Below are 21,730 nucleotides of genomic sequence, written 5' to 3' on the forward strand. Positions count from 1 at the left end.
GAATGCAAAAGAAAAGGGGACAGTGCCTTTGATGAAATTTGTAGTTTTAGCTATTCTTACTTTGTTTTTGATTCCATGGACAAGAAGTAGTAGTAAGCTTCGAGCAGTGGATAAGAAGGGAGATAAGAAGGTTGTAAAGGGTAAGAAATCATCTATTTTAGTTATTCCTGTTTTATTTTGGATAGGTATTGCAATCTATGAATACTTTTGGCTAATTGATGATCGAGTAGATTCGATTCTTACTCATTATTCTGTTGCAGTAGCAATTTTAATTGGGCTTGTTTTATTTTCACAAGATCAAATAGGGAAATTAGAAGGTACATTAAAAGGACTTCTAATGTTTATTTTACTCGCAAGTTACGGCTACTTTGGTTATTTGCACGATATAGTAATCTCGCAAAAGAAATATGATTCTGTTGTTAAGGTAGAGAAAGATATTTCAGAGCCATTTACTGAAAATGACCAGCCGTTTACAGTGCCGCCAAAGACAGCGGAGAATAAGATGAAAAAAGTATTTGGTGATATTCCAAAAGTAGCTTATTTTGAGCTAGGAGAATTAACGCCACAAATGGTAAACGGCGAGGCTTTATATGTAGCGCCGATTGAAGTTTCAGGATTTTTTAAAGCGCGTAAAGCTGAGACAATTCCAGGGTACGTAACGATGTCAGGTACGAATCCTGATGCGGAAGCGAAACTGCACCTCGGTTATAAAATGAAATATGTGCCAAGCATGTTTTTGGGTAATAATTTAGAGCGTGTGGTAAGGCAAGCAGAACCAAATTTAATCTTTAAAGGAAAACCTAAATTTGAGGTTGATGATAAAGGAAAACCATATTATACAATGACGTATGGTGAATTTATTTCAGGAAGATCTGGATTTGAGGTAGAAGGTGTTGTCGTAGTAGATGCACAAACAGGTGAAGTGAAAAGATATGATAAAGGAAAGGCACCTAAATTTGTTGATGGTGTATTAAATCATGAGACTGCATCTACGTTAAATACGTACTTTGGCAAATATATTCACGGATTTTGGAATACGAAATTCTCGCAAACAGATATGAAAATTCCGACTGAGTGGGGAACGAAAGAAGGCGTGACCCCGATCTTTGGTAAAGATGGAACACTGTATTATTTTACAGACTTTACTTCTCCAAAAGAAGGAGTAGATTCAGCTCTAGGCTATTCATTAGTAGATGCACGCACAGGCAAGCTATATTACTATAATGGAAAAGAAGTAAAGGGGATTATGGATGGTTCAGCAGCTACAGAAGTAGTAGATAATTCCTTTAAGAGAGAGAAATGGCATGGGACAATGCCTGTCATTTATAACGTATACGGTAAACCAGCTTGGATTATTCCGGTTGTTGATGACGGAGGCCTAGTACGTGCGCATACAGTTGTATATGCTGCTAATGCAAAAATATTTGCGACAGGTTCTTCGCAGAAAGAAGCGCTTGAGAATTATAAAAACGTAATGAGCGGTAATGGTGATACATTTAGACCAACCTCAACAGGAAAAGAAGCACAAAAAGAAGGTATTGTACAACGTGTATATAAAGAAAAATCAGGTGAAAATACAATCGTGTACGTACTTTTAGAGAATGAACAAAAGGTATTTATGATACCGGTGAAGAAATTCCCATATGCTATGTTTACAGAAGTAGGAGACCCAATTCAAATTACATATTTAGATACGGGAGAGACGATGGCCTCGGTATCTAAATTTACGAATAGCAATGTGAAAAAATAAAGCGGTAGAATTTCTATCGCTTTTTTTACATTATGAAAGAGGAAAATGCACTGTACTTGACGTATGTTTATGATGTAACTATAATTGTTACGATTCAGTGTGTATAGGAAAGGGTGAATTGAAAAAGTGAATGAAGTTAATCACGAAATATATAAACCTGTAAAGGCAAACAGGTTGTGGATGATTCTTGTATTAGGGACACTTACGGCGATTGGGCCATTATCTATTGATATGTATTTGCCTTCATTACCGAAGTTAACGGATGACTTGCAAACAGGTGCATCCCTAGCGCAGCTTACATTAACAGCTTGTTTGCTTGGGTTGTCAGTAGGGCAATTATTTGTTGGCTCAATTAGTGATATTTACGGAAGACGCAAACCACTTATTATTGCTCTTATTATTTATGTTGCTTCTTCTTTACTTTGTGCTGTTGCGCCATCTATTTGGACATTAGTATTATTGCGCTTCCTACAAGGAGCTTCAGGATCAGCCGGGATTGTTATATCACGTGCGATGGTAAGAGATATGTACTCAGGTTCTGAAATGACGAAGTTTTTCTCACTGCTTATGTTAGTAAACGGAGCAGCACCTATTTTGGCACCGATTATTGGGGGGCAATTGTTACAGTTTACAACGTGGCGCGGTGTTTTCATCGTTCTTGGAGCAATTAGCGTATTCATGTTAATCTCAGCTACTTTTGTATTGCGTGAAACATTACCTCCTGAAGAAAGAGAAACAGGTGGTTTGTCAGGGACTTTGGCGACGTACGGAAAATTGTTAAAGGAACGTCTATTTATGGGATATGCATTGTCACAAGGATTAGTAACAGCGGCAATGTTTGCATACATTTCGGGCTCACCATTTGTGTTGCAGAACATATACGGAGCATCACCACAGCAATTTAGTTTATTCTTTGCGATTAACGGCATCGGTATTATTATTGCTAGTCAGGTAACGGGTCGTTTAGCGGGGAAAGTGAATGAGAAGACATTATTTGTTGCGGGTATTATTATCGCAGCTGTTGGTGGCCTATCTTTACTACTGACAATCGTACTAGGAATAGGTTTAATTGGTGTTTTATGTTCGTTATTCCTTGTCGTATCAAGTGTCGGGGTTGTATCAACAACTGGGTTCTCATTAGCGATGAGAAATCAGAAACAAGCTGCAGGAACAGCATCAGCTTTATTAGGTTTATTACAGTTTATTTCAGGAGCTCTTGTTGCTCCGCTAGTAGGTATCGGTGGAAGTAATACAGCATTACCGATGGGTATTGTTATTGCGCTTTGTGAAGTAGGAGCAGTGTTATGTTATCTATTTATGGCCAGAAGAAGTGAGAAACAGTTTGAACTGCAGCAAAAACAAAATCTAGAGGCTTAACAAAAAAGAACTGATTCAAAGGGAATGTTTGAATCAGTTCTTTTTTCATTTCTTTGAAATACCTCATACAGTTTTGTAAGGTGATGTAGTAAAGCATTGCAAAAGTTATTTGTATAAAGTGACGATACTGTGACAAACATGTTGGTATATATATTACGGTGTCGTCTTAAGTGTAAAAAGTAGGATGTTCTCGGTATAATAACAAGTGGAGATAAAAGAAACTATAATGAGTAATAGTTGTAGATAAAAGGAGAAGAAGAGATGAAGAAGGTTTTGGGTATTGCCGTAATGGGAGGAATGCTCCTTCTAGCAGGATGTAATGGAAATAAAGATACGAAAGAACCGAAAGAAAAGGTAGAGCAATCTACAGAACAAACAGAAGAGATGAAAGAATACCGTGCAGTACATGAAAAATACGATATGAAAATGAATAAAGAAATTAATAAAGCACTGCAGTTATTTGAAGTAGCAAAAGAAAAGGGCGGTAAGGAAATAACGACTGCTACATATAAAGAAGATGTGCAAAAGGTAACAACGAGCATGTTAGAAGATATTGATCATATACGTAAAGAAATTCGTGTGCCGAAGTCGAAAGAGCAAGAACATGAAGTATATGTTGGTTTCTTGAATGAATCGGAGCAAGCAATGAAAAAATTACAGAAGTTAGCTAAAGAAGAAGATTCATCGTTGATTCGTGATATAGAAATTAATTTTGCAACAGCATCGACATACTATAAACGTTTTCAAGCAGAAACGAAAAAATAACCTTGCCTGTGCAAGGTTATTTTTTCTTTTTACCATCTTCATCTTCATCTTCATCCTCGGATACTAATACCTTCTGCTCTTCGTGAAATTCGGAAATAGTTTGCCCGGTAATATTATCGAAAGGAGTATAAAAAAAGTAATACGTTTCTTTTTAATAAAGAGTTTATAGAAGCCGATGATGACAAGTATAACGATTGTTAAGGGTAATCCTATAGTAGCAAGAAGTAAGGGGTCCATCTTATAACTCCTTTAACATCATTTCTTTTTATTATAAGCTGAAAAATGTAATTTCGATAAATGGATTAAAAACTGATTTTTCTAAATATACCTAATTTGATTGACTTTTCATTTTTCCAGAATTATAATTCGAAATATACAATTTGAACCAAATAATAATATAGCAATTTACTTATCCAGAGAGGTAGAGGGACTGGCCCTATGACACCTCAGCAGCGGGTTCTGTAGTAGGAACACCGTGCTAATTCCAGCAAGCAAGTCTTGAAAGATAAGTGATGGGCCTTTGTTTATTAAGCCTTGATCTTATTTTTTAAGATCAAGGCTTTTTGTATTCTAAAAAGAGAAAAGGGAGTAATGGAAAAAGTACGTTCATGAAACTAAGTAAATATATGTGTTTAGGGGGTTATTGAAGTGTATGTAATTAAAAAATTATCAGTTATGGTGTTCACGCTATGGGTTATTACGACGGTGACATTTCTAATTATGCATATTATTCCGGGGGATCCATTTTCATCAGATGCAAAAATCTTTCCTGAAGAAGTGATCCAAAACATGAGAGCGAAGTATCACCTTGATGAACCGTTGTGGAATCAATATGTGGCTTATTTAGACGGTGTAGTTCATTTTGATTTTGGTGAATCTGTTCAATCAACCGGGCAAGGTGTATCAGAAATTATAACAACTGGCTTTGGTCCATCAGCAATTATTGGTCTACAAGCACTTGTTATTTCGTTGTTAGTCGGAATTGCTGCAGGTACATTTGCTGCTCTATATCATGGGAAAGTAATTGACTATAGTGTGAGTTTGCTCGCAATTCTAGGTATTTCTATTCCAAGTTTTATTTTAGCACCACTATTTATACAAGTATTCGCTATTCAATTCGAGCTTTTACCAGTAGCCTCTTGGGGAACATTCGAACATACAGTATTGCCATCCTTTGCGTTAGCGTTAGGGCCAATCGCAGTGATTACAAGGTTTGTTCGTTCTAATATGATCGAAGTACTGCAGAGTGATTATATTAAGTTAGCAAGAGCAAAAGGCATACCAATTAAGAAGATTATTATAAGACACGCTCTTCGAAATGCGATTGTTCCAGTACTTACATTTGTTGGACCGTTAATGGCTGGACTCTTAACGGGGACTTTCGTTATTGAAAAAATCTTTTCAATTCCTGGCCTAGGAAAATATTTTGTAGATAGTATTTTTAACCGAGACTATCCGGTGATTATGGGAACAACAATTTTCTATAGTGCATTATTAATTACTTGTATTTTCATTACAGATATTATTCACCGTATTGTTGATCCACGTATTCGTTCTATTACGTAAGGAGGGGGATGTTTAGATGGGGGCTTATGAAATTAATGACCAGTTATTAACAAATGAAGAGAAAAAAGAATTAACGATAAATAAAAATCAGCAAACGATTAGCAGAAAGAAAGAAGTGTTTCGTAAGTTTATATCGAATCCAATCGCAGTTTTAGGAACAGTGACGTTATTGCTAATTATTGTTTTCTCGCTTATTGGCGAAAGTTTAACTTCATTTACTGCGAGTGAACAAGTAAAAGAGGCAACAAATTTACCGCCGAGTAGTGAACATTGGTTTGGAACAGATGATCTAGGGAGAGATATTTGGGCACGTACTTGGGCTGGTGGGAAGATTTCACTAACAGTTGGATTAGTAGCAGCTGCCCTCGATATAGGGCTCGGTGTACTGATTGGTGGATTTAGTGGATATGTGAGAGGGCGTAATCGCCTTGGAACGTTAATTGATGAGTGGATTATAAGAGGAATTGAAGTATTATACGGCATCCCATATTTATTAATTGTTATTTTACTATTAATTGTTATGAAACCAGGTCTTTTCACCATTATTATCGCCCTTGCATTAACGGGATGGATTGGAATGGCTCGTCTCATTCGAGCACAAGTATTGTCTTTAAAACAACGAGAGTTTGTTATTGCAGCAGAGCGATTAGGTACATCACATATGAAAATTATATATGGGCATTTAATTCCGAATTTAACAGGGATTATTATCGTCAATTTATCATTTACAATTCCAGCAGCTATTTTTTCAGAATCATTTTTAAGCTTTATAGGACTTGGGGTACAATCACCAGCGGCAAGTTGGGGGACGATGACGAATGATGCACTCGGGACATTATTGAGCGGAGAATGGTGGCAGCTATTTTTCCCAGCAATCATGATTGCACTCATTATGTTCGCATTTAATGCAATTGGTGATGGTTTGCAAGATGCAATTGATCCAAAAATCGTCAAACGGAATCGAAAGGAGAAAAAACATGGGACAAATCTTATCTTTAGAAAACGTAACGTTAGCCGTTGAAAAAGAGAATAGTAAGCAAGCAATTGTGAAACATGTTTCCTTTTCTATTAACGAAGGTGAAATAGTTGCACTTGTAGGAGAAAGTGGTTCAGGAAAAAGTGTTACAGCACAATCCATTATCGGCTTGAATCAAGAATTAATTCATATCGATGATGGAAATGTATCTTTCCAATCAGAGGAATTAACGAATTTACAAGAATCAGAATGGAATCAAATTCGCGGAAAAGATATTTCCTTTATATTTCAAGATCCGCTTTCATCTTTAAACCCAACGATGAAGGTAGGCAAACAAATTACAGAAGTAATTTTGCAACATGGGAAAAAGTCGAAAAGAGAGGCAAAGGGAATTGCGATTAACTTGTTAACAGATTTAGGGATACATGAAGCAGAGAAACGCTTTGAACAGTACCCACATCAATTAAGCGGGGGGATGAGGCAGCGTATTTGTTTAGCAATTGCGTTTGCTTGTCATCCAAAGCTTGTAATTGCAGACGAGCCGACAACAGCGTTAGATGTAACGATTCAGAAACAAATTATGGGGCTATTAAAAGAAAGAAAAGAAAAACAAAATACGAGTATTTTATTAATTACACATGATTTGGCACTTGTACGTGAGGTAGCTGATCGAGTAGTTGTTATGTACGGGGGACGTGTTGTTGAAAAAGGAACGATACAGGAGGTAATAGGTTCTCCTAAACATCCATATACGAAAAGCTTATTACAAGCAATTCCGAATATGGATGTTTCCGAAAAGGTATTACGTGCTATAGAAGGAACGACACCTTCCATTGAAACATTAAATAGCTTTGGTTGTCCTTTTGTAAATCGTTGTCCAGTAGCCATAAAAGAATGTATTCATCGTTTCCCAGAGAGAACAACGTATTCTAAGGAGCATAGTTCACATTGCTGGCAGCATGTTCTGGAGCATAATAAAGCGAAATCAAAAGAGAAGGTGAATGCCTCATGACGACAGATTTAATTACTGTAAAGCAAGTAACGAAAACATATGGAAGTAAAAGTAAAGAAATCACAGCGTTAAAAGATATATCACTTTCTATCCCGAAAGGAACAACACTTGGCATTATTGGTGAAAGTGGTTCAGGAAAAACAACACTTGGAAAGCTCATAGCAGGGATTGAGAGTCCAACGTTTGGTGAAATTGATTATAACGGTCAAGTTGTTCACATGCTGAAGTCAGCTCATAAGCGAGATTTTTTACAGAAAGTACAGTTCATTTTTCAAGATTCTACAGCTGCATTAAATCCGCGCTGGAAAATACGCGATAGCGTAACGGAGGGTTATATTTCATTCGGTTTAGGTGATAAAGGATTGAAGGATAAAGTAGCGGGTGATGCCCTGGAGCGTGTTGGATTAGATAGAAGATATATTGATCGATATCCGCATGAATTTAGCGGAGGACAACGTCAACGTATCGCTATTGCAAGAGCGTTATTGTGTGAGCCAGAAGTATTGATTCTTGATGAACCAATTTCAGCATTAGACGTTTCATTGCAAATTCAAATTGTACATCTGCTGCAAAAAATCCAAAAAGAACAAGGTTATACATATTTATTCATCGCTCACGATTTACCGATGGTTCACTATTTATGTGAAAAAGTAGCTGTCTTATACAAAGGAGAACTTGTTGAATTTGGAAATACGGACGAAGTATTCCGTAATCCACAACATTCTTATACAAAAACATTATTAGCATCAACACCAAAAATTTCAGGTTAAAGGAGAATGTAGGATGAAGAAGTTTTTACTGTTTGTCATTATGACTGTTTTAGCAATTACTTCTGTTGCTTGCGGTAAGAAAGAAACGCCAAAGGCGAGTGCTGGTAAGGGAGAAGGCGATCGATTAGTAACGAATATTAGTAGTGATCCATATACACTTGATTCTGCTATTGCAACAGATAGCACGTCAGGTTATATAATTGGGCAGTTGTTTTCAAGTTTATATACGCAAGATAGTGATGGGAAATATCAAAATGAATTAGCGGAGAAAGAAGAAGTAAATGCTGATGGAACTGAATATACAATTCATTTGAAGAAAGATATTAAATGGTCAGATGGTTCGCCTATTACAGCAAATGATTTTGAATTTGCATGGAAGCGATTATTAAATCCAAAAACGGGTTCTATGAATGCGACAGAAATGTATTTTATTAAAGGGGCAGAGGCGTATAATACTGGGAAAGGTGAAGAGGGGCAAGTTGGTATTCAAGTTGTTGATCCTCAAACATTAAAGGTAACCCTTGAACACCCAGTTGCTTCTATTAAACAAAAACTAGCAAGCTCACTATTTATTCCATTAGCTAAAAAGTCGATTGATGATAATAATAAATTAAAAACAGATCCAAAAGAGTTAATTACGAATGGGCCATTCACGTTAAAAGAGTGGAAGCATAACCAGGCTATTACAGTACAAAAAAATAAAGAATTCTATGATAAAAAGGTAACTCTAAAAGAAATTGAGTTTCGTATTATTCCAGACTCTAAAACAGCGTATCAATTATTTAAATCCAAAGAATTAGATTTACTAAGTGGTTTACCACAAGAGATGATCGAAAAAGAAAAAGGAAATAAAGAATATAAGCGTGTTGCAGGTTTCTCTTCGTATATTTATTCGTTTAACGTAGAAAAAGAGCCGTTTACAAATGCGAAGGTACGTAAAGCATTTTCATTAGCGGTTGATCGTAAATTTATCGTTGAAAAATTGTATAAAAATAATGCGCAAGAAGCATATGCATTCGTTCCAGAAGGAGCAAAAACACAAAGTGGCCGTGATTTCCGTAAAGAAAAAGGTGATTACGTTAAATTTGATCCAGCAGAAGCGAAAAAGTTATTAGAAGAAGGCATGAAAGAACAAGGCTGGTCTACATTACCTGAAGTAACATTAAAATTCACTACAGATACACAACATAAAAAAGTAGCAGAAGCAATGCAAGAAATGTTTAAGAAAAATCTTGGCGTAGATATTAAATTAGAAAATAAAGAGTGGAAGAGTTACATCGACACATACAAGCAAAGTGATTTCCAATTAGCTTATATGGGATGGGGCGGCTCTTTATTAGATCCAATTACTAAACTAGATTTATATGCAGGTGATGGTCCGAATAACTATGCAAAGTGGCATAATAAAGAATTTGACGCTTTAATAAAAGAAGCAAAAGTTGAACAAAACGAGGATAAGCGCTTTGAATTATTACATAAAGCGGAAGATATTATGTTTACAGATTCACCATTAATCCCAATTATTTTCCCAAGTGCCTCATATTTACAAAAATCATCAGTATCTGGTGTCCAATTCATTATTGGTTCTAGTCCAGAATTAAGATACGCAAAAATTAAAAAATAAAGAAGTAGGCAACCGCCTACTTCTTTATTTTATTTCTCTTTTGTATTCTTTTTTCGTTCCATCAGAGAAGACAACTTCTAAATCAAATTTTTGATAGTCTTTATCAAGTTTGAACACGTTCACTACTTGATCGATTACTTCTTGGTCAGCAGTATTTTTATCAAATTTTAATTCTTGTAAGAGTGGGCTTAATTTTGTGATAGCCTCGTCTCCTGTTAATTTTACATCTGCTTTATGATCTTCAATTTTTGCTTCCATTTTCTTATCAGCTGCTACATTTTTATAGTCTGCTTCGTAGTCTTTCTTTGTATCTTGGTAGTCTGCCTTTAAATCGAATTCATTGAAGTTTAGTTTTAAATCTGCAGGAGCCTCATTTTTTGCTTCTTCAGTCGTCTTTTTATTAGAAGTTGTGTCTTCTTTTGCAGGAGCTTTACATCCTGTTAATGCAGGTACTAGCATAAGAGCTAATAAAACTGATAGTAGAATTCTCATTATAAATTCCTCCTTATGTAAATTCGTTCTATACAAGTTTTTCCCAAAAACATGTAATTATGTATGTGTTGAAAATAAATTATTATTCTGTAGTTGCAAGGGCTAATCCGCAATTTAAATCAAAAAAGATTTGTATGTATATGGTAAATTGAAGTTGTGAGGAGGGGCTAAAATGCATGAAGAATATAAAGAGATAATAAAAAAATCAATTGAATATATAGAGAATCACTTACATGAGGAGCTTACAACAGAAAGAGTGGCATCTCACAGTGCAGTATCGATGTACCATTTTCATCGCATCTTTCAAAGATATGTTGGGATGAGTGTAACAGATTATATTCGAAAGAGAAGGTTAACTCATGCTGCGCAAGTTTTAGTGTCAACGGAGAGAGCTGTTATTGATATTGCAGTGCAATACGGTTTTTCCTCACAAGAGGCATTTACGAGAGCTTTTAAAAGAATGTTTCAATTGCCACCAAAGAAATATCGAAAGTACTTTCAGTTATTTTATATAGAAAGAGAGGGTGTTTCAATGCAAAAAGGTATACCGAAAGGATGGATCTTAAGTGGAAGTCATCCTGCTGAATATGAGATGGGTTTAGATTATGAAGTTGTCCATCAGGGGAAAGTATCTGCATACATAAAAGCAAAAGAGAATGTTACGCACGGAGGATTTTCAACATTAATGCAAATGTTCCGAGCGGATAAATATGTAGGAAAGAGATTACGTTTTACAGCATTTATTAAGAGTGAAAATGTAAGAGATTGGGCAGGATTGTGGATGCGAGTAGATGGAAAAGATACAGAACCGCTCGCTATGGATAATATGCAAAATCGCCCCATTAAAAATACGAATAACTGGCAATCGTACTCGGTTGTATTAGATATAAAAGAAGAAGCACTTGGTATTGCATTTGGTGTTTTATTATCAGGAGAAGGTTGTGTGTGGCTAGATAGTATTCGATTTGATGAAGTAGATGAAAAAATTCCTTCAACAGATTTGGCAGAGAACTTTTATGAAACACTTTTAGAAGAGCCGGTGAATCTACAATTTGAAGAAGTAGAAAAATAAAAAACAAGGAGAAAAGATATGCTCAAATATGTAAAACTAATAAGTATTAGTTTAGTAATATCGTCTTGTATTATGGGAGTTAATTATTTAGTTAGCTATCTTTGGTCAGGGCATATACCTTCTTTGACGTGGAGAACATATTTGATGTTTGTGTTTATATGTATGATGAGTTTTGGTTCAATGCAAAAAGAAGGAAAAGAGGATTATTGACAATAGTCTTCTTCGCCTTTCTTTCATTAACACAAATGGTTGTAACTGTTTTTGGAAATGCAGGTATGATTTTTAATATCATCTCACTATCGTTACAACTTGTAAGTTTGGGTGTAATTGTACCACATGAAATGCTTTCTAAAACATACCAAACAATCAGTGAATTATTTCCTGCAATATATGCAGGAAATGGCTATTATACAATAATATTTGGAGGAGTTAGTTTAGAAAGAAATATTATTTCATTATTAGTTATTGTATTGGTTATACAATTAGTAGCAGGTATGATTTTAGCTATAAAAGGAATGGCAAAGGGAAGAGGAAGCTCTGTAGTTAAAGTTGTATAAAAGTAAAAAGGTATCCTTCGTGGGATACCTTTTACTTTTGTTACTTTGCAACTTCTGTCCACTTGTAGTTAAATTCACCACCGAAGTCAGTTGTTACAAGTCCTTTAATGAAAGAGCGTTGTAAGTAAGAACGACCTTGTTGGTATAAAGGAGCGACAGCGCCGTCTTGTAATAGAATTTTTTCAGCTTGCTTCATTGCTTCAAAGCGTGCTTTTTCATCGCCAGCTAAATCTGTTTTCACTTTATGAATTAGCTCATCGTACTCTTTGTTAGAGTATTTATCGAAGTTATAAGTACTATCTGTTGTAAATAGATCTAAGAATGTAATTGGATCAGCGAAGTCAGGGCCCCAGCCGTCAATACCAATTTCATAGTCACCACTTAATAGTAGTTTTAGCTGTTGTTTACGTGGTTGTGGTTTTAAGTTCACTGTTAATCCGTCTAAGTTCTTTTCTAATTCACCTTTTAAATATTCACCAGTCTTTTTAGCTAAAGCATTGTCACTTGTTAATAGTTCGATTGTTACTTTGTCAGTACCAAGTTCTTGTTTTGCTTTTTTCCAGTTTTCTTTCGCTGTTTTCACATCATCCTTGACTAGATTACCATTTTCTTTACGGAAGTCGTTGCCTTCTGGGCTCTTTGCGAATTTCGCAGGAACCATTCCTTCAGCTGGAACCGCGCCGTTATTTAAGATTGTTTCTACGTAAGCTTTTTTATTCATTGCGCCGTTAATAGCAAGGCGTGCATGTTGATTTTTTAATGTTTCATTTTTCTGATTTAGTCGTAAGAATTGAATGCCGACTTCAGCGCGTTCTTTGAAGTTTGGATCGCTCTTATATTTATCAACAAACTCTGCAGTTAAAGCAACACGATCAATTTGTCCTGAATCATATAAGTTCACTTCTGTAGACTTATCTTTAACGACATTGAAGTTGATTTCTTCTAGTTTTACAGTTTTAGCATCCCAATAGTTAAGGTTTTTCTTCAATTGGAAGCTTTGTTCATGTTTCCAGTTCTCTAATGTGAAAGCACCGTTGTAAATTAAATGATTTGTTTCTAAACCATATTTATCGCCTTGAGACTTTAAGTACTCTTCATTAATTGGTAAGAATGTTGAGAATGTTGTTAAGCTTAAGAAGTAGGGAACAGGACGGTCTAGTTGTACTTCTAACGTTTTGTCATCAACAGCTTTGACCCCTAGTTGATCAATTGGCAATTGTTTTTGGTTTATTTGTTTCGCATTCTTTATATCGAAGAATAAGAATGCGTATTCAGCTGCTGTATCAGGATTTACGGCACGTTGCCAAGCGAAGGCAAAGTCCTTTGCTGTAACAGGAGTACCGTTTGACCATTTTGAATCACGCAGATGGAATGTATATTTTGTTTTATCGGGACTAATGTCAACCGACTCAGCGACACCAGGAACCGGTTTATTATCTTCTCCCATTGCATATAACCCTTCAAAAACATTGCGCATTACGTTCATGGATTCCCCATCCGTTGCTTTTGCAACATCCATTGTTGGAATTTCTGAAGCGAATGATAAGTTAATTGCCTGTTTATCAGGTGCTTTATCGTTTGCTTTCGCTCCGCTTGCATTATCCTTATTTCCCCCGCAAGCAGTTAGTAATAGACTTGCCCCTAAAACAGATGCAACAACAGGTATAACTTTTTTCTTCATTGTTCGTTCCTCCCTAAATGTGTTGTTCGTAACGTCATAATGTCCATGTCTTGAAGTAGCTATAGAAGGAGATAAAACCTATTATAAATATTTGTTTATAGGTAATCAGGTGTTCTATATGTATATACATGTTGATCTATAATCTATCGTTATATGTTTCAACGTAGTAGACATTATATTTTGATGGTGAAATATTTCGTTTCTTTGATTATTTAGAATATTAACACTGGAAAGAACTATATGTCAATAATAAAAATAGATTGTTAATTTCTTAGAATAATATATTGAAAAAGCGGATTCTCATGTGTGAGAGAACCTATTTTTAATATATTTTGCTAAAAAAACAATTGGTGTGGGCTAATAATAAGTGGGGATGAAGAAACCCCCACTTATTAAAGTTTCACTTTATTTTTCAATTTTTGCCCACTTGAAGTTTAATTGCCCTGCAAAGTCTACTTGCACAATTCCTTTCACATAAGAACGTTCTAAATAAGATTCGCCTTTTTGGTAAAGAGGAGCGATAACAGAGTCTTTAAATAATATTTTCTCGGATGCTAGTAATGCTTCCCAGCGAGCTTTTTCATCACCAGCTAAAGTTGTTTTCACTTTTGCTATTGTTTCATCGAATTCCTTATTAGAGTAATGATCTAAGTTATAAGGGTTATTCGTTGTAAATAGCTCAAGGAATGTAATTGGATCCGCAAAGTCAGGGCTCCAGCCATCGATTCCGATTTCGTAGTCACCTTTTAATAAAAGCGAAACTTGTTGCTTACGCGGTTGCGGTTTTATATTTACTGTTAATCCATCTAGATTCTTTTCTAGTTGTCCTTTTAAGAATTCACCAGTTTTCTTATCAAGGTCAGCATCACTCGTTAATAATTCTAATGTTATCTTTTCAGAACCAAGCTCTTGTTTAGCTTTTTTCCATAACTCTTGTGCAGATTTTGTATCAACTTTTGTTAAATCGCCATTTGCAGTACGGAAGTCTTTTCCTTCAGGTCCTTTTGCAAAGTTTTTTGGAACGAGACCAAATGTTGGTGTAGATCCATCATTTAATAACGTATTTACAAAGGATTTTCTATCAATTGTTTGATCAATTGCTTGGCGTGCAGAAACGTTTTGAAGCACTTTGTTTTGTTGATTCATACGTAAAAATTGTACGCCTACGTTTGGACGTTCTTTAAAGTTAGCATCCTTTTTATATTTATCGACGAAGTCAGATGTTAGTTTTATACGATCTAATTGTTTTGACTCGAATAAATTTACTTCTGTTGATTTTTCTTTTACGACGTTAAAATTGATTTCTTCTAGTTTGACAGTATCTTTATCCCAATAGGTAGGGTTTTTCTTGAATTTAAAGCTTTGTTCGTGCTTCCAATCGCTTAGTGTAAAAGCTCCGTTGTACAAGATTGTATTATCTTCTAAAGCGTACTTATCACCTTGTGCTTTAAAGAATTCCTCGTTAATTGGTAGAAATGTTGGGAACGCTGTTAAGCTAATAAAATACGGAACAGGACGCTCCAATTCTACCTCAAACGTATGGTCATCAACTGCTTTTACACCAAGTTGGTCGGCTGGAAGTTCTTTGTTGTTAATTTTTGTTGCGTTTTTAATATCAAAGAATAGAAATGCATATTCAGAGGCTGTTGCTGGATCTACGGCTCTTTGCCAAGCGAACACAAAATCTTTAGCTGTAACAGGAGTGCCGTTTGACCATTTTGAATCTCGCAAATGGAATGTGTATTTCGTTTTATCGCCACTTACTTCATTAGATTTTGCAACACCAGGAACAGGTTTGTTACCTTCACCAAGATTATACAAACCTTCAAATACGTTTCTCATTACTTGACCAGAATCAGTATCTGTAGCACGAGCCGTATCCATTGTTCGTATTTCAGTAGGTGAAGATAAGTTTAAAACCTGTTTATTAGGTGCCTCGTCTTTTGCATTTGCTCCGCTTGCTTCGTTTTTATAACTACCGCAACCAGTTAATAAAATACTTACTCCTACAACTGATGCAATACCGGGTACAAACTTCTTTTTCATTTGATTTTCCTCCTAAATAATTAAGTTTGGATGATGATGAGGGAAATGAAAAATAAAAAATCCCTCTTTTCATATTGAGAAAGAGGGATTTTTACGTACAAGTTATGCACCCGTATATAAACGAAGTCCCTCATTCTATCTTTCAAGCATAAAGCTTGCAGGAAGTGGCACAGTATTCAAAATGAACCTGTTGCCGAGGTTTCAAAGGGCCAGTCCCTCCACCTCTCTTGATACAATGAGTAAACGAATAAATTTTATTAATTTTTGTGTTTCTTTGATAATTCAAAATCTTACACCTTGAATAATGAAGTGTCAACTAAATGAAATATAGTTTAAATTTTCAGTTTTATTAAACGGAAAAACCACTGCATAGGGCAGTGGTTTTTCTACTAGAAGTTAAAGTTATCTGGATCTGGACCAACGCGACGATCTTCATTTAAAGCTTGAATTGATTTCATATCATCAGCACTTAATTCAAAGTCGAAGATGTTTGCATTTTCAATAATGCGATGTTCTTTAATTGATTTGGGAATTGTTACAACTTCGTTTTGTAAATCCCAGCGTAAAATAATTTGCGCAGTTGATTTATTATATTTTGTCGCAATTTCTTGTAACGTTGGATTATCTAGTAGTTGTCCTTGCATTAATGGTGACCAAGCTTCAAGCTGGATATTATGTTCTTTACAGAATGCATGTAACTCTTCTTGTGCTAAACGTGGGTGGTATTCCACTTGGTTGACCATTGGCTTAATTTCAGCAATTTCAAACACGTCTTGTAAGTGGTGAATGTGGAAATTACTCACACCGATAGCGCGAACACGGCCATCTTTATAAAGTTTTTCTAATGCTTTCCATGATTCGGTATATTTCCCTTTTACAGGCCAATGTACTAAATATAAATCTAAATATTCTAGACCTAATTTCTCTAATGTAGTTTCAAATGCTTGAAGTGTTGTTTCATATCCTTGATCGTTATTCCATACTTTTGAGGTAATAAATAATTCTTCGCGTGAAACACCGGATTCACGAATCGCTTGTCCAACGCCTTCTTCATTTTGATAGATTGCTGCAGTATCGATGCTGCGGTAGCCATTTTTAATTGCTGCTTTTACAGAATCAATTACTTCTGAACCATCTTCTACTTTAAAAACACCTAAACCAAACCAAGGCATTTTTACACCGTTATGTAATGTTGTATAGTCTTTTAAACTTGTTAAAATCATATTATTTCCCCCTAGCTTTTTTGTTTGTTGCTTCTACTGCTTTTTGAATTGCCTCTGAAAAATTATATTCGTATAAAGTTTTGAGACCCTCAGCTGTGGAACCACCTGGCGTTGTTACTTGTTCGCGGAGGTTAGCTGGATTTTGCGTTTGTTCGAGCATAGAAGCAGAGCCAGAAATCATTTGAATGACAAGATGTTTTGCGGTTTTTTCATCGACTCCATAACTTTTTGTTGTTTCAATTAAGCTTTCAGCAAAGTAATAAAGGAAGGCTGGTGCACTTCCAGTAACTGCAGTAAGCTGATGAACTTCTTCCTCAGTACAAAGTTGCGAAGTACCAATACCTTTTAAAAGCAGTTGCAGGGTTTCTTGATGCATCTCGTTTACTGATTGTCCCATTGTATATAAGGAGATAGATTTTCCAATTTCAGCAGCTGTATTAGGCATAATCCAAGCAACAGGCGTGCCCTTTGGGAGTCTAGCTTCTAAATAAGATGGTCCAATGCCGGCTGCGACTGTTACGACTAGTTGATTTGATATTAACGGAGATAGCTCAGCTAATAACTCTTCATGAGCAGAAGGTGGCATTGCTAAAACAACCGTATCAACAGATGTAACATGCTGTTTCCAATCTGTTGCAGTAGACACATTATATCGATGTTGTAACTGTTTTAGCTTTTCTACGTTGCTTCGGTTAGAGACGATAATTTCTTCGATGTACTCTTTGCTTGTTTTAAGTAATCCGGAAAATATAGCTTCTGCCATACGACCGGCACCAATAAATAAAATTCGATGTTTAGTTAGCATATTCTTTATTCCTTTCTAGTAGAGATATGTTATAAAAACGATATCATCTTTAAGAGAATGTTGTAAAAAGAAAAGACTTATCGTAGATGGAATGGATAATGAGAAGGCGGAAATTCATGCTAATATTAACTGTTATTAATCTCTTTATATGTGTAGCTGGTTTGCTAGAGTGGAAGAGCAATTATAAGGGGCAAGAACATACAAATAATTATATCTAGAAAATAATTAGAATTGAAAAACCCCTGAAGCATATATGCTTCAGGGGTTTACTAATAGAATATAAGATTATGCTTTTGTCATACCAAGTAATACAGCGCCGCCGATAATTAAAACACTACCTAGTGCAATAAAGATCAATTGACGTTTTGTTTTCTTTTCACCTAAGAATACAATCGCACCGAATGTTGAGATAACGATTCCAGTTTGAGATAATGGGAAGCTTGTTGCTACTCCAACACGTGGTAATGAAAGAAGTAAGAATAAGTTTCCAGTTCCCCATAGTAAACCAGACAAAGCATTACGGATTGCATATTTGTTAAACGGTTTATGTTTAGACGTCAGTACAACCGCACCAACAAACATACCAACTGCTTGTGGTAAAATAGCAGACCAACCATCAATATTATACCAACGAATAATAATTACATATACAAGATAGCCGAAAGTAGAAACAATTAAAGTAAGAAGTCCTTTTTTCAATTGTCCAGGTGGCTGAGCATTTTCTTTATCATCTAATGATGTGAATACAACACCAACTACAATTAATAGGATTGCAATCGTTCCCAGAATGATCGTTGTAGTAGTAGTCCACTCACGGAAAGCGATAACCCCAAAGATAGAAGTTGCAACAAGTTGCATACCAGTAGAAATCGTTACAGTAGTTGAAACGCCTAGTTTTTCAACTGTTTTTAATTGGTTTACTTGTCCTAAAGCCCAGAATAAACCTGAAATAAAACCAACAATTAAGATTGTCATTGTTAAAGCTGGTTGAGTAAATACATACATAATTGTTGCGAAGAATAGAGCACCGATTGTCATACCTACCGTTTGGCTATATGCACCACCGCCCATTTTTACGCTTACTAATAAGATGTTTCCCCATGCAATTGCAGGAAGAAGCGCTAATAAAATGTCCATTACAAGACTCCCTTCGGTTTGCTATACCAATATAGTTACATATCGTTCTAACGATCGGTAATGCCCCACTAATAGAGTAGAAGATTACCGATCGCTAAAACAGGATGAAGAATTCACAATATAAATGCGTTTTCATTTCTTCATTTTTTGAAACACCTCCATATAATAACAGGAAATTGCCTATTTTAGAAAGTGAATTCAAATAAAATGTATATTTAAATAAGAGGTAAAATTCAGTTATTTCCCATTGGTATATTTTATTTCCTAAGAAATAAAGAAGCAGCTTCGACAAAAGCTGCTTTAAGAGTTAGTGATTCTTTTATTAATAAGTTGAATACATAGTAGAAATACGAGTGACATACCGATAGTAATAACTACAAGTGTCCAGGCGAGTTGCATATTACTTGCATCAATAGCCATGTAAATTGCAGTTGGGATTGTCTGTGTTTTGCCAGGAATGTTCCCGGCAAACATGAGTGTAGCACCAAACTCACCGAGCGCGCGGACAAAGCTCAAAATCATCCCGCTTAATAAGGCAGGAAATGCGAGTGGAAGTGTAACGTGCAGAAAAACTTGATATTCACTTGCGCCAAGGTCACGAGCACTTTCTTCAATTTGTACATTTGCGATAGAAAATCCCGTTTTCGCTGATTGGTACATAAGCGGAAATGCAACAACTGTAGAAGCGATAATCGCAGCAGTAGATGTGAACATAATAGACTGCTGAAATAATGATTCAACCCACTTTCCGATCGGGCTGTTGTTTCCAAAGATGATAATGAGAAAGAAGCCGATAACAGTTGGTGGAAGTACCATTGGTAATAAAAATATGGTTTCTAATAGTACTTTATATCGCCATGAGGAGCGAGCTAGTGCTCGCCCGACAATTGTCCCTAAAATTGTAACGAGAATAGTGGCGCACGCAGCTACTCTTAAAGATAGAAAGACAGGCGATAAAATAGCATCAATGCTCATAGTAATTACGACAGAACTGTAAATCCATATTTCTTAAAGATAGATTGTGCATCTTTTGACTGCAAATACTCATAAAATGAAGTCGCCTCTTTCTTATGTTTAGATTCCTTTATAACACCTAAAGGATAGTGGATTGGCTCATGAGAAGTAGCTGCTGCTGTCTCACCAATCTTTACTTTATCCGAAATGAGAGCATCTGTTTTGTATACGATGCCAGCATCGACATTCCCTGTTTCTACATATGTTAACACTTGGCGAACATCTTTTGTAAATACGACTTTATTTTGAACATCATTCCAAAGGTTTTCGTGTGTTAGAGAAGCCTTTGCATATTTGCCAGCAGGTACAGATTCAGGTGTACCAAGTGCAATTTTTTTGATTTTCTCATCTTTTAAATCTTGAAATTTTGTAAGTGAACTATCTTTAGGGATGACTAGAACTAGTTCATTTCCAAGAAGATTTTTCCCTTCTTTTTCACTAATGAATCCTTTTTTTACAAGGGTTTGGAATTTATCTTCTGCTGCAGAGAAGAATAAATCAGCAGGTGCACCTTGTTCAATTTGTTGTTGAAGTGCTCCAGAAGCACCGAAGTTAAAAGAAAGTTTGATATTTGGCTCTTTTTCTTTATATTGTTTTTCGATTTCTTTTAATGCATCTTGTAAGCTTGCAGCAGCTGAGATAGTCAGTTCAACTGTTTTATCCTCTTTAGCAGCTGACTTTGTATGCTTTTCCCCACTTGTACAAGCAGCACTAAATATAAGAAGGAAAGAAAGTATAAGTGCCCCGATGGAACGTAATGTAAATTTATTCATAAAAAAATCCCCTTTCGTTTTGATACATCTAATTATAACTAATTATATCTAAATATAACTAGTTATAATTGAATGTAATTTGAACATATATCTATTTTTAAAAAATAGGAGAAATATTCTTTTCTTTGTTACAATGAAAGGAGAAAGTGAGGAATCGTCTATGGATCATCATTCCTACACAACGGAAGAAGTAGCAAAGCGATTAAAAGTATCAAAATTAACTGTATACGACTTAATTAAAAAAGGAGAACTTCCTTCTTATAGAGTTGGTAGACAGATGCGCATTGATGCAGCAGATTTAGATCAATATATAAAACAAATGAAAACAGGAAAGGTACAAGTTACTCCTGTAAAAAACGATGGTAGTAGTATCTTGAACACGTGTATTATTAGTGGTCAAGAACTAACGTTAGATATGTTAGCTAAACGTATAGAAAATCGTTTGCCAAGTTCTAATGTTTTAAGGGCGTATCAAGGTAGCTTAACGAGTTTAGTGAAAATGTATCAAGGAGAAGGAAGTATCGTTAGTTTGCATTTGTTTGATGGTGAAACTGGTACATATAATGTTCCTTACGTAAAACGCATTTTAGTAGGACAGCCATGCATTATGATTAATTTATTGTCCAGAAATGTAGGATTTTATGTCCGAAAAGGAAATCCGAAGAGAATAAAGGCATGGGCTGACATATCCGGGTCCACTATAAAGTTTGTGAATCGAGAAAAGGGTTCTGGTATTAGAGTGTTAGTCGATGAACAATTACGAATCCAAAAATTAAATAAAGCTGATATTAGTGGATATGAATGGGAAGAATCGAATCATCTTGGTGTTGCCACGCAAGTTGCAAATGGAAACGCTGATGTAGGAGTAGGTTCAGAAAAGTTTTCGCAAATTGTAAATGTGGACTTTATTCCAATCATGAAAGAACAGTATGATTTAGTAATTTTGAAGAATAAAGAAAATGAAGAGTTGATTGAAGTTGTGAAAGACATTCTGCAATCGGAAGAATTTCATAATGAATTAAATGCGATTGGCGGATATGATATTACGAAAACAGGTCAAATTGTATATGAAACAAACTAAAAAGCTGCT

General features: G+C 35.5%; 20 protein-coding genes, 1 pseudogene and 2 riboswitches. Of the genes and pseudogenes, 12 read left to right on the forward strand and 9 right to left on the reverse strand.

All coding sequences use genetic code 11. The annotated features are described in order from the left end of the window. Positions 1-31 precede the first annotated feature (31 nt). The 3 genes from N2V80_RS01030 to N2V80_RS01040 all read left to right on the forward strand — a co-directional run bounded on the left by N2V80_RS01030 (position 32) and on the right by N2V80_RS01040 (position 3,892). Positions 32-1,750: a DUF3981 domain-containing protein gene (locus tag N2V80_RS01030; protein WP_000674050.1), complete on the forward strand. Its 1,719-nt coding sequence runs from the start codon at positions 32-34 to the stop codon at positions 1,748-1,750. Positions 1,751-1,867: 117 nt separating this feature from the next. Continuing rightward, a complete protein-coding gene (locus N2V80_RS01035) occupies positions 1,868-3,127 on the forward strand; it encodes a multidrug effflux MFS transporter (protein ID WP_253859310.1) in 1,260 nt (419 codons plus the stop codon). A gap of 261 nt (positions 3,128-3,388) precedes the next feature. Continuing rightward, on the forward strand, positions 3,389-3,892 hold the full coding sequence (locus N2V80_RS01040; RefSeq protein ID WP_000756517.1) for a hypothetical protein: 504 nt from the start codon (positions 3,389-3,391) through the stop codon (positions 3,890-3,892). 16 nt (positions 3,893-3,908) lie between these two features. Here N2V80_RS01040 and N2V80_RS01045 read toward each other — a convergent pair. Further along, positions 3,909-4,129: pseudogene (locus N2V80_RS01045) on the reverse strand (DUF3951 domain-containing protein). Between the two features lie 169 nt (positions 4,130-4,298). Further along, positions 4,299-4,404: riboswitch (SAM riboswitch) on the forward strand. A 136-nt stretch (positions 4,405-4,540) separates the two neighbouring features. On the opposite strand from N2V80_RS01045, the gene N2V80_RS01050 reads away from it, so the two are divergent. Genes N2V80_RS01050 through N2V80_RS01070 form a run of 5 tightly spaced genes read left to right on the forward strand, consistent with a single transcriptional unit; the run spans position 4,541 to position 9,840 of the window. Further along, positions 4,541-5,458 carry an ABC transporter permease gene (locus tag N2V80_RS01050; RefSeq protein WP_000289322.1) on the forward strand — a complete coding sequence of 306 codons (918 nt, stop codon included), beginning with the start codon at positions 4,541-4,543 and terminating at the stop codon, positions 5,456-5,458. 16 nt (positions 5,459-5,474) lie between these two features. After that, the gene (locus N2V80_RS01055) at positions 5,475-6,479 is read left to right on the forward strand and encodes an ABC transporter permease (protein WP_000501529.1); all 1,005 of its coding nucleotides are present in this window, start codon (positions 5,475-5,477) and stop codon (positions 6,477-6,479) included. Next, a complete protein-coding gene (locus tag N2V80_RS01060; RefSeq protein WP_000529796.1) occupies positions 6,436-7,446 on the forward strand; it encodes an ABC transporter ATP-binding protein in 1,011 nt (336 codons plus the stop codon). Before N2V80_RS01055 ends, N2V80_RS01060 begins: the two co-directional genes overlap by 44 nt. Continuing rightward, entirely contained in the window at positions 7,443-8,216 is a 774-nt protein-coding gene (locus N2V80_RS01065; RefSeq protein WP_000205679.1) for an ABC transporter ATP-binding protein, read from the forward strand. Before N2V80_RS01060 ends, N2V80_RS01065 begins: the two co-directional genes overlap by 4 nt. Positions 8,217-8,229: 13 nt before the next feature. Next, positions 8,230-9,840 carry a peptide ABC transporter substrate-binding protein gene (locus N2V80_RS01070; RefSeq protein ID WP_000714099.1) on the forward strand — a complete coding sequence of 537 codons (1,611 nt, stop codon included), beginning with the start codon at positions 8,230-8,232 and terminating at the stop codon, positions 9,838-9,840. 24 nt (positions 9,841-9,864) lie between these two features. On the opposite strand, the gene N2V80_RS01075 is transcribed toward N2V80_RS01070, so the two are convergent. After that, positions 9,865-10,332: a YusW family protein gene (locus N2V80_RS01075; RefSeq protein WP_001221553.1), complete on the reverse strand. Its 468-nt coding sequence runs from the start codon at positions 10,330-10,332 to the stop codon at positions 9,865-9,867. A gap of 172 nt (positions 10,333-10,504) precedes the next feature. Here N2V80_RS01075 and N2V80_RS01080 point away from each other — a divergent pair, with 172 nt between their 5' ends. From N2V80_RS01080 to N2V80_RS01090, 3 genes are read left to right on the forward strand one after another with little or no spacing between them, the layout of a single operon-like run. Next, complete coding sequence (locus tag N2V80_RS01080) at positions 10,505-11,404, forward strand: helix-turn-helix transcriptional regulator (RefSeq protein ID WP_061654877.1); 900 nt, start codon at positions 10,505-10,507, stop codon at positions 11,402-11,404. A gap of 18 nt (positions 11,405-11,422) precedes the next feature. Next, the gene (locus N2V80_RS01085; protein WP_000922552.1) at positions 11,423-11,614 is read left to right on the forward strand and encodes a hypothetical protein; all 192 of its coding nucleotides are present in this window, start codon (positions 11,423-11,425) and stop codon (positions 11,612-11,614) included. Beyond that, positions 11,611-11,961, forward strand: a complete 351-nt coding sequence (locus N2V80_RS01090) for a hypothetical protein (RefSeq protein WP_000156943.1) — start codon at positions 11,611-11,613, stop codon at positions 11,959-11,961. The genes N2V80_RS01085 and N2V80_RS01090 overlap by 4 nt, the downstream gene beginning before the upstream one ends. Before the next feature lie 40 nt (positions 11,962-12,001). On the opposite strand, the gene N2V80_RS01095 is transcribed toward N2V80_RS01090, so the two are convergent. The 7 genes from N2V80_RS01095 to modA form a co-directional block, all read right to left on the reverse strand. After that, complete coding sequence (locus tag N2V80_RS01095; RefSeq protein WP_000730941.1) at positions 12,002-13,642, reverse strand: peptide ABC transporter substrate-binding protein; 1,641 nt, start codon at positions 13,640-13,642, stop codon at positions 12,002-12,004. Between the two features lie 405 nt (positions 13,643-14,047). Further along, a complete protein-coding gene (locus N2V80_RS01100) occupies positions 14,048-15,688 on the reverse strand; it encodes a peptide ABC transporter substrate-binding protein (RefSeq protein ID WP_061654876.1) in 1,641 nt (546 codons plus the stop codon). Between the two features lie 132 nt (positions 15,689-15,820). Then, a riboswitch (SAM riboswitch) is annotated at positions 15,821-15,925 on the reverse strand. A 152-nt stretch (positions 15,926-16,077) separates the two neighbouring features. Then, complete coding sequence (locus N2V80_RS01105; protein ID WP_000604192.1) at positions 16,078-16,911, reverse strand: aldo/keto reductase; 834 nt, start codon at positions 16,909-16,911, stop codon at positions 16,078-16,080. A 1-nt stretch (position 16,912) separates the two neighbouring features. Beyond that, positions 16,913-17,716 (reverse strand): pyrroline-5-carboxylate reductase, encoded by an 804-nt coding sequence (gene proC, locus N2V80_RS01110; RefSeq protein WP_000956279.1) that lies wholly within the window; start codon positions 17,714-17,716, stop codon positions 16,913-16,915. 285 nt (positions 17,717-18,001) lie between these two features. Next, the gene (locus tag N2V80_RS01115) at positions 18,002-18,853 is read right to left on the reverse strand and encodes a GRP family sugar transporter (protein WP_000353544.1); all 852 of its coding nucleotides are present in this window, start codon (positions 18,851-18,853) and stop codon (positions 18,002-18,004) included. Between the two features lie 300 nt (positions 18,854-19,153). Further along, positions 19,154-19,828, reverse strand: coding sequence for a molybdate ABC transporter permease subunit (gene modB, locus N2V80_RS01120; RefSeq protein WP_000020526.1), 675 nt, complete (start codon positions 19,826-19,828; stop codon positions 19,154-19,156). A 5-nt stretch (positions 19,829-19,833) separates the two neighbouring features. Next, positions 19,834-20,640 carry a molybdate ABC transporter substrate-binding protein gene (gene modA, locus N2V80_RS01125; RefSeq protein WP_001032229.1) on the reverse strand — a complete coding sequence of 269 codons (807 nt, stop codon included), beginning with the start codon at positions 20,638-20,640 and terminating at the stop codon, positions 19,834-19,836. 160 nt (positions 20,641-20,800) lie between these two features. Here modA and N2V80_RS01130 point away from each other — a divergent pair, with 160 nt between their 5' ends. Then, positions 20,801-21,721 (forward strand): substrate-binding domain-containing protein, encoded by a 921-nt coding sequence (locus N2V80_RS01130; RefSeq protein ID WP_058839667.1) that lies wholly within the window; start codon positions 20,801-20,803, stop codon positions 21,719-21,721. The last annotated feature ends 9 nt before the right edge of the window (positions 21,722-21,730 follow it).

The organism is Bacillus sp. FSL W8-0640, from assembly GCF_038007725.1.
Classification (GTDB): domain Bacteria; phylum Bacillota; class Bacilli; order Bacillales; family Bacillaceae_G; genus Bacillus_A; species Bacillus_A cereus.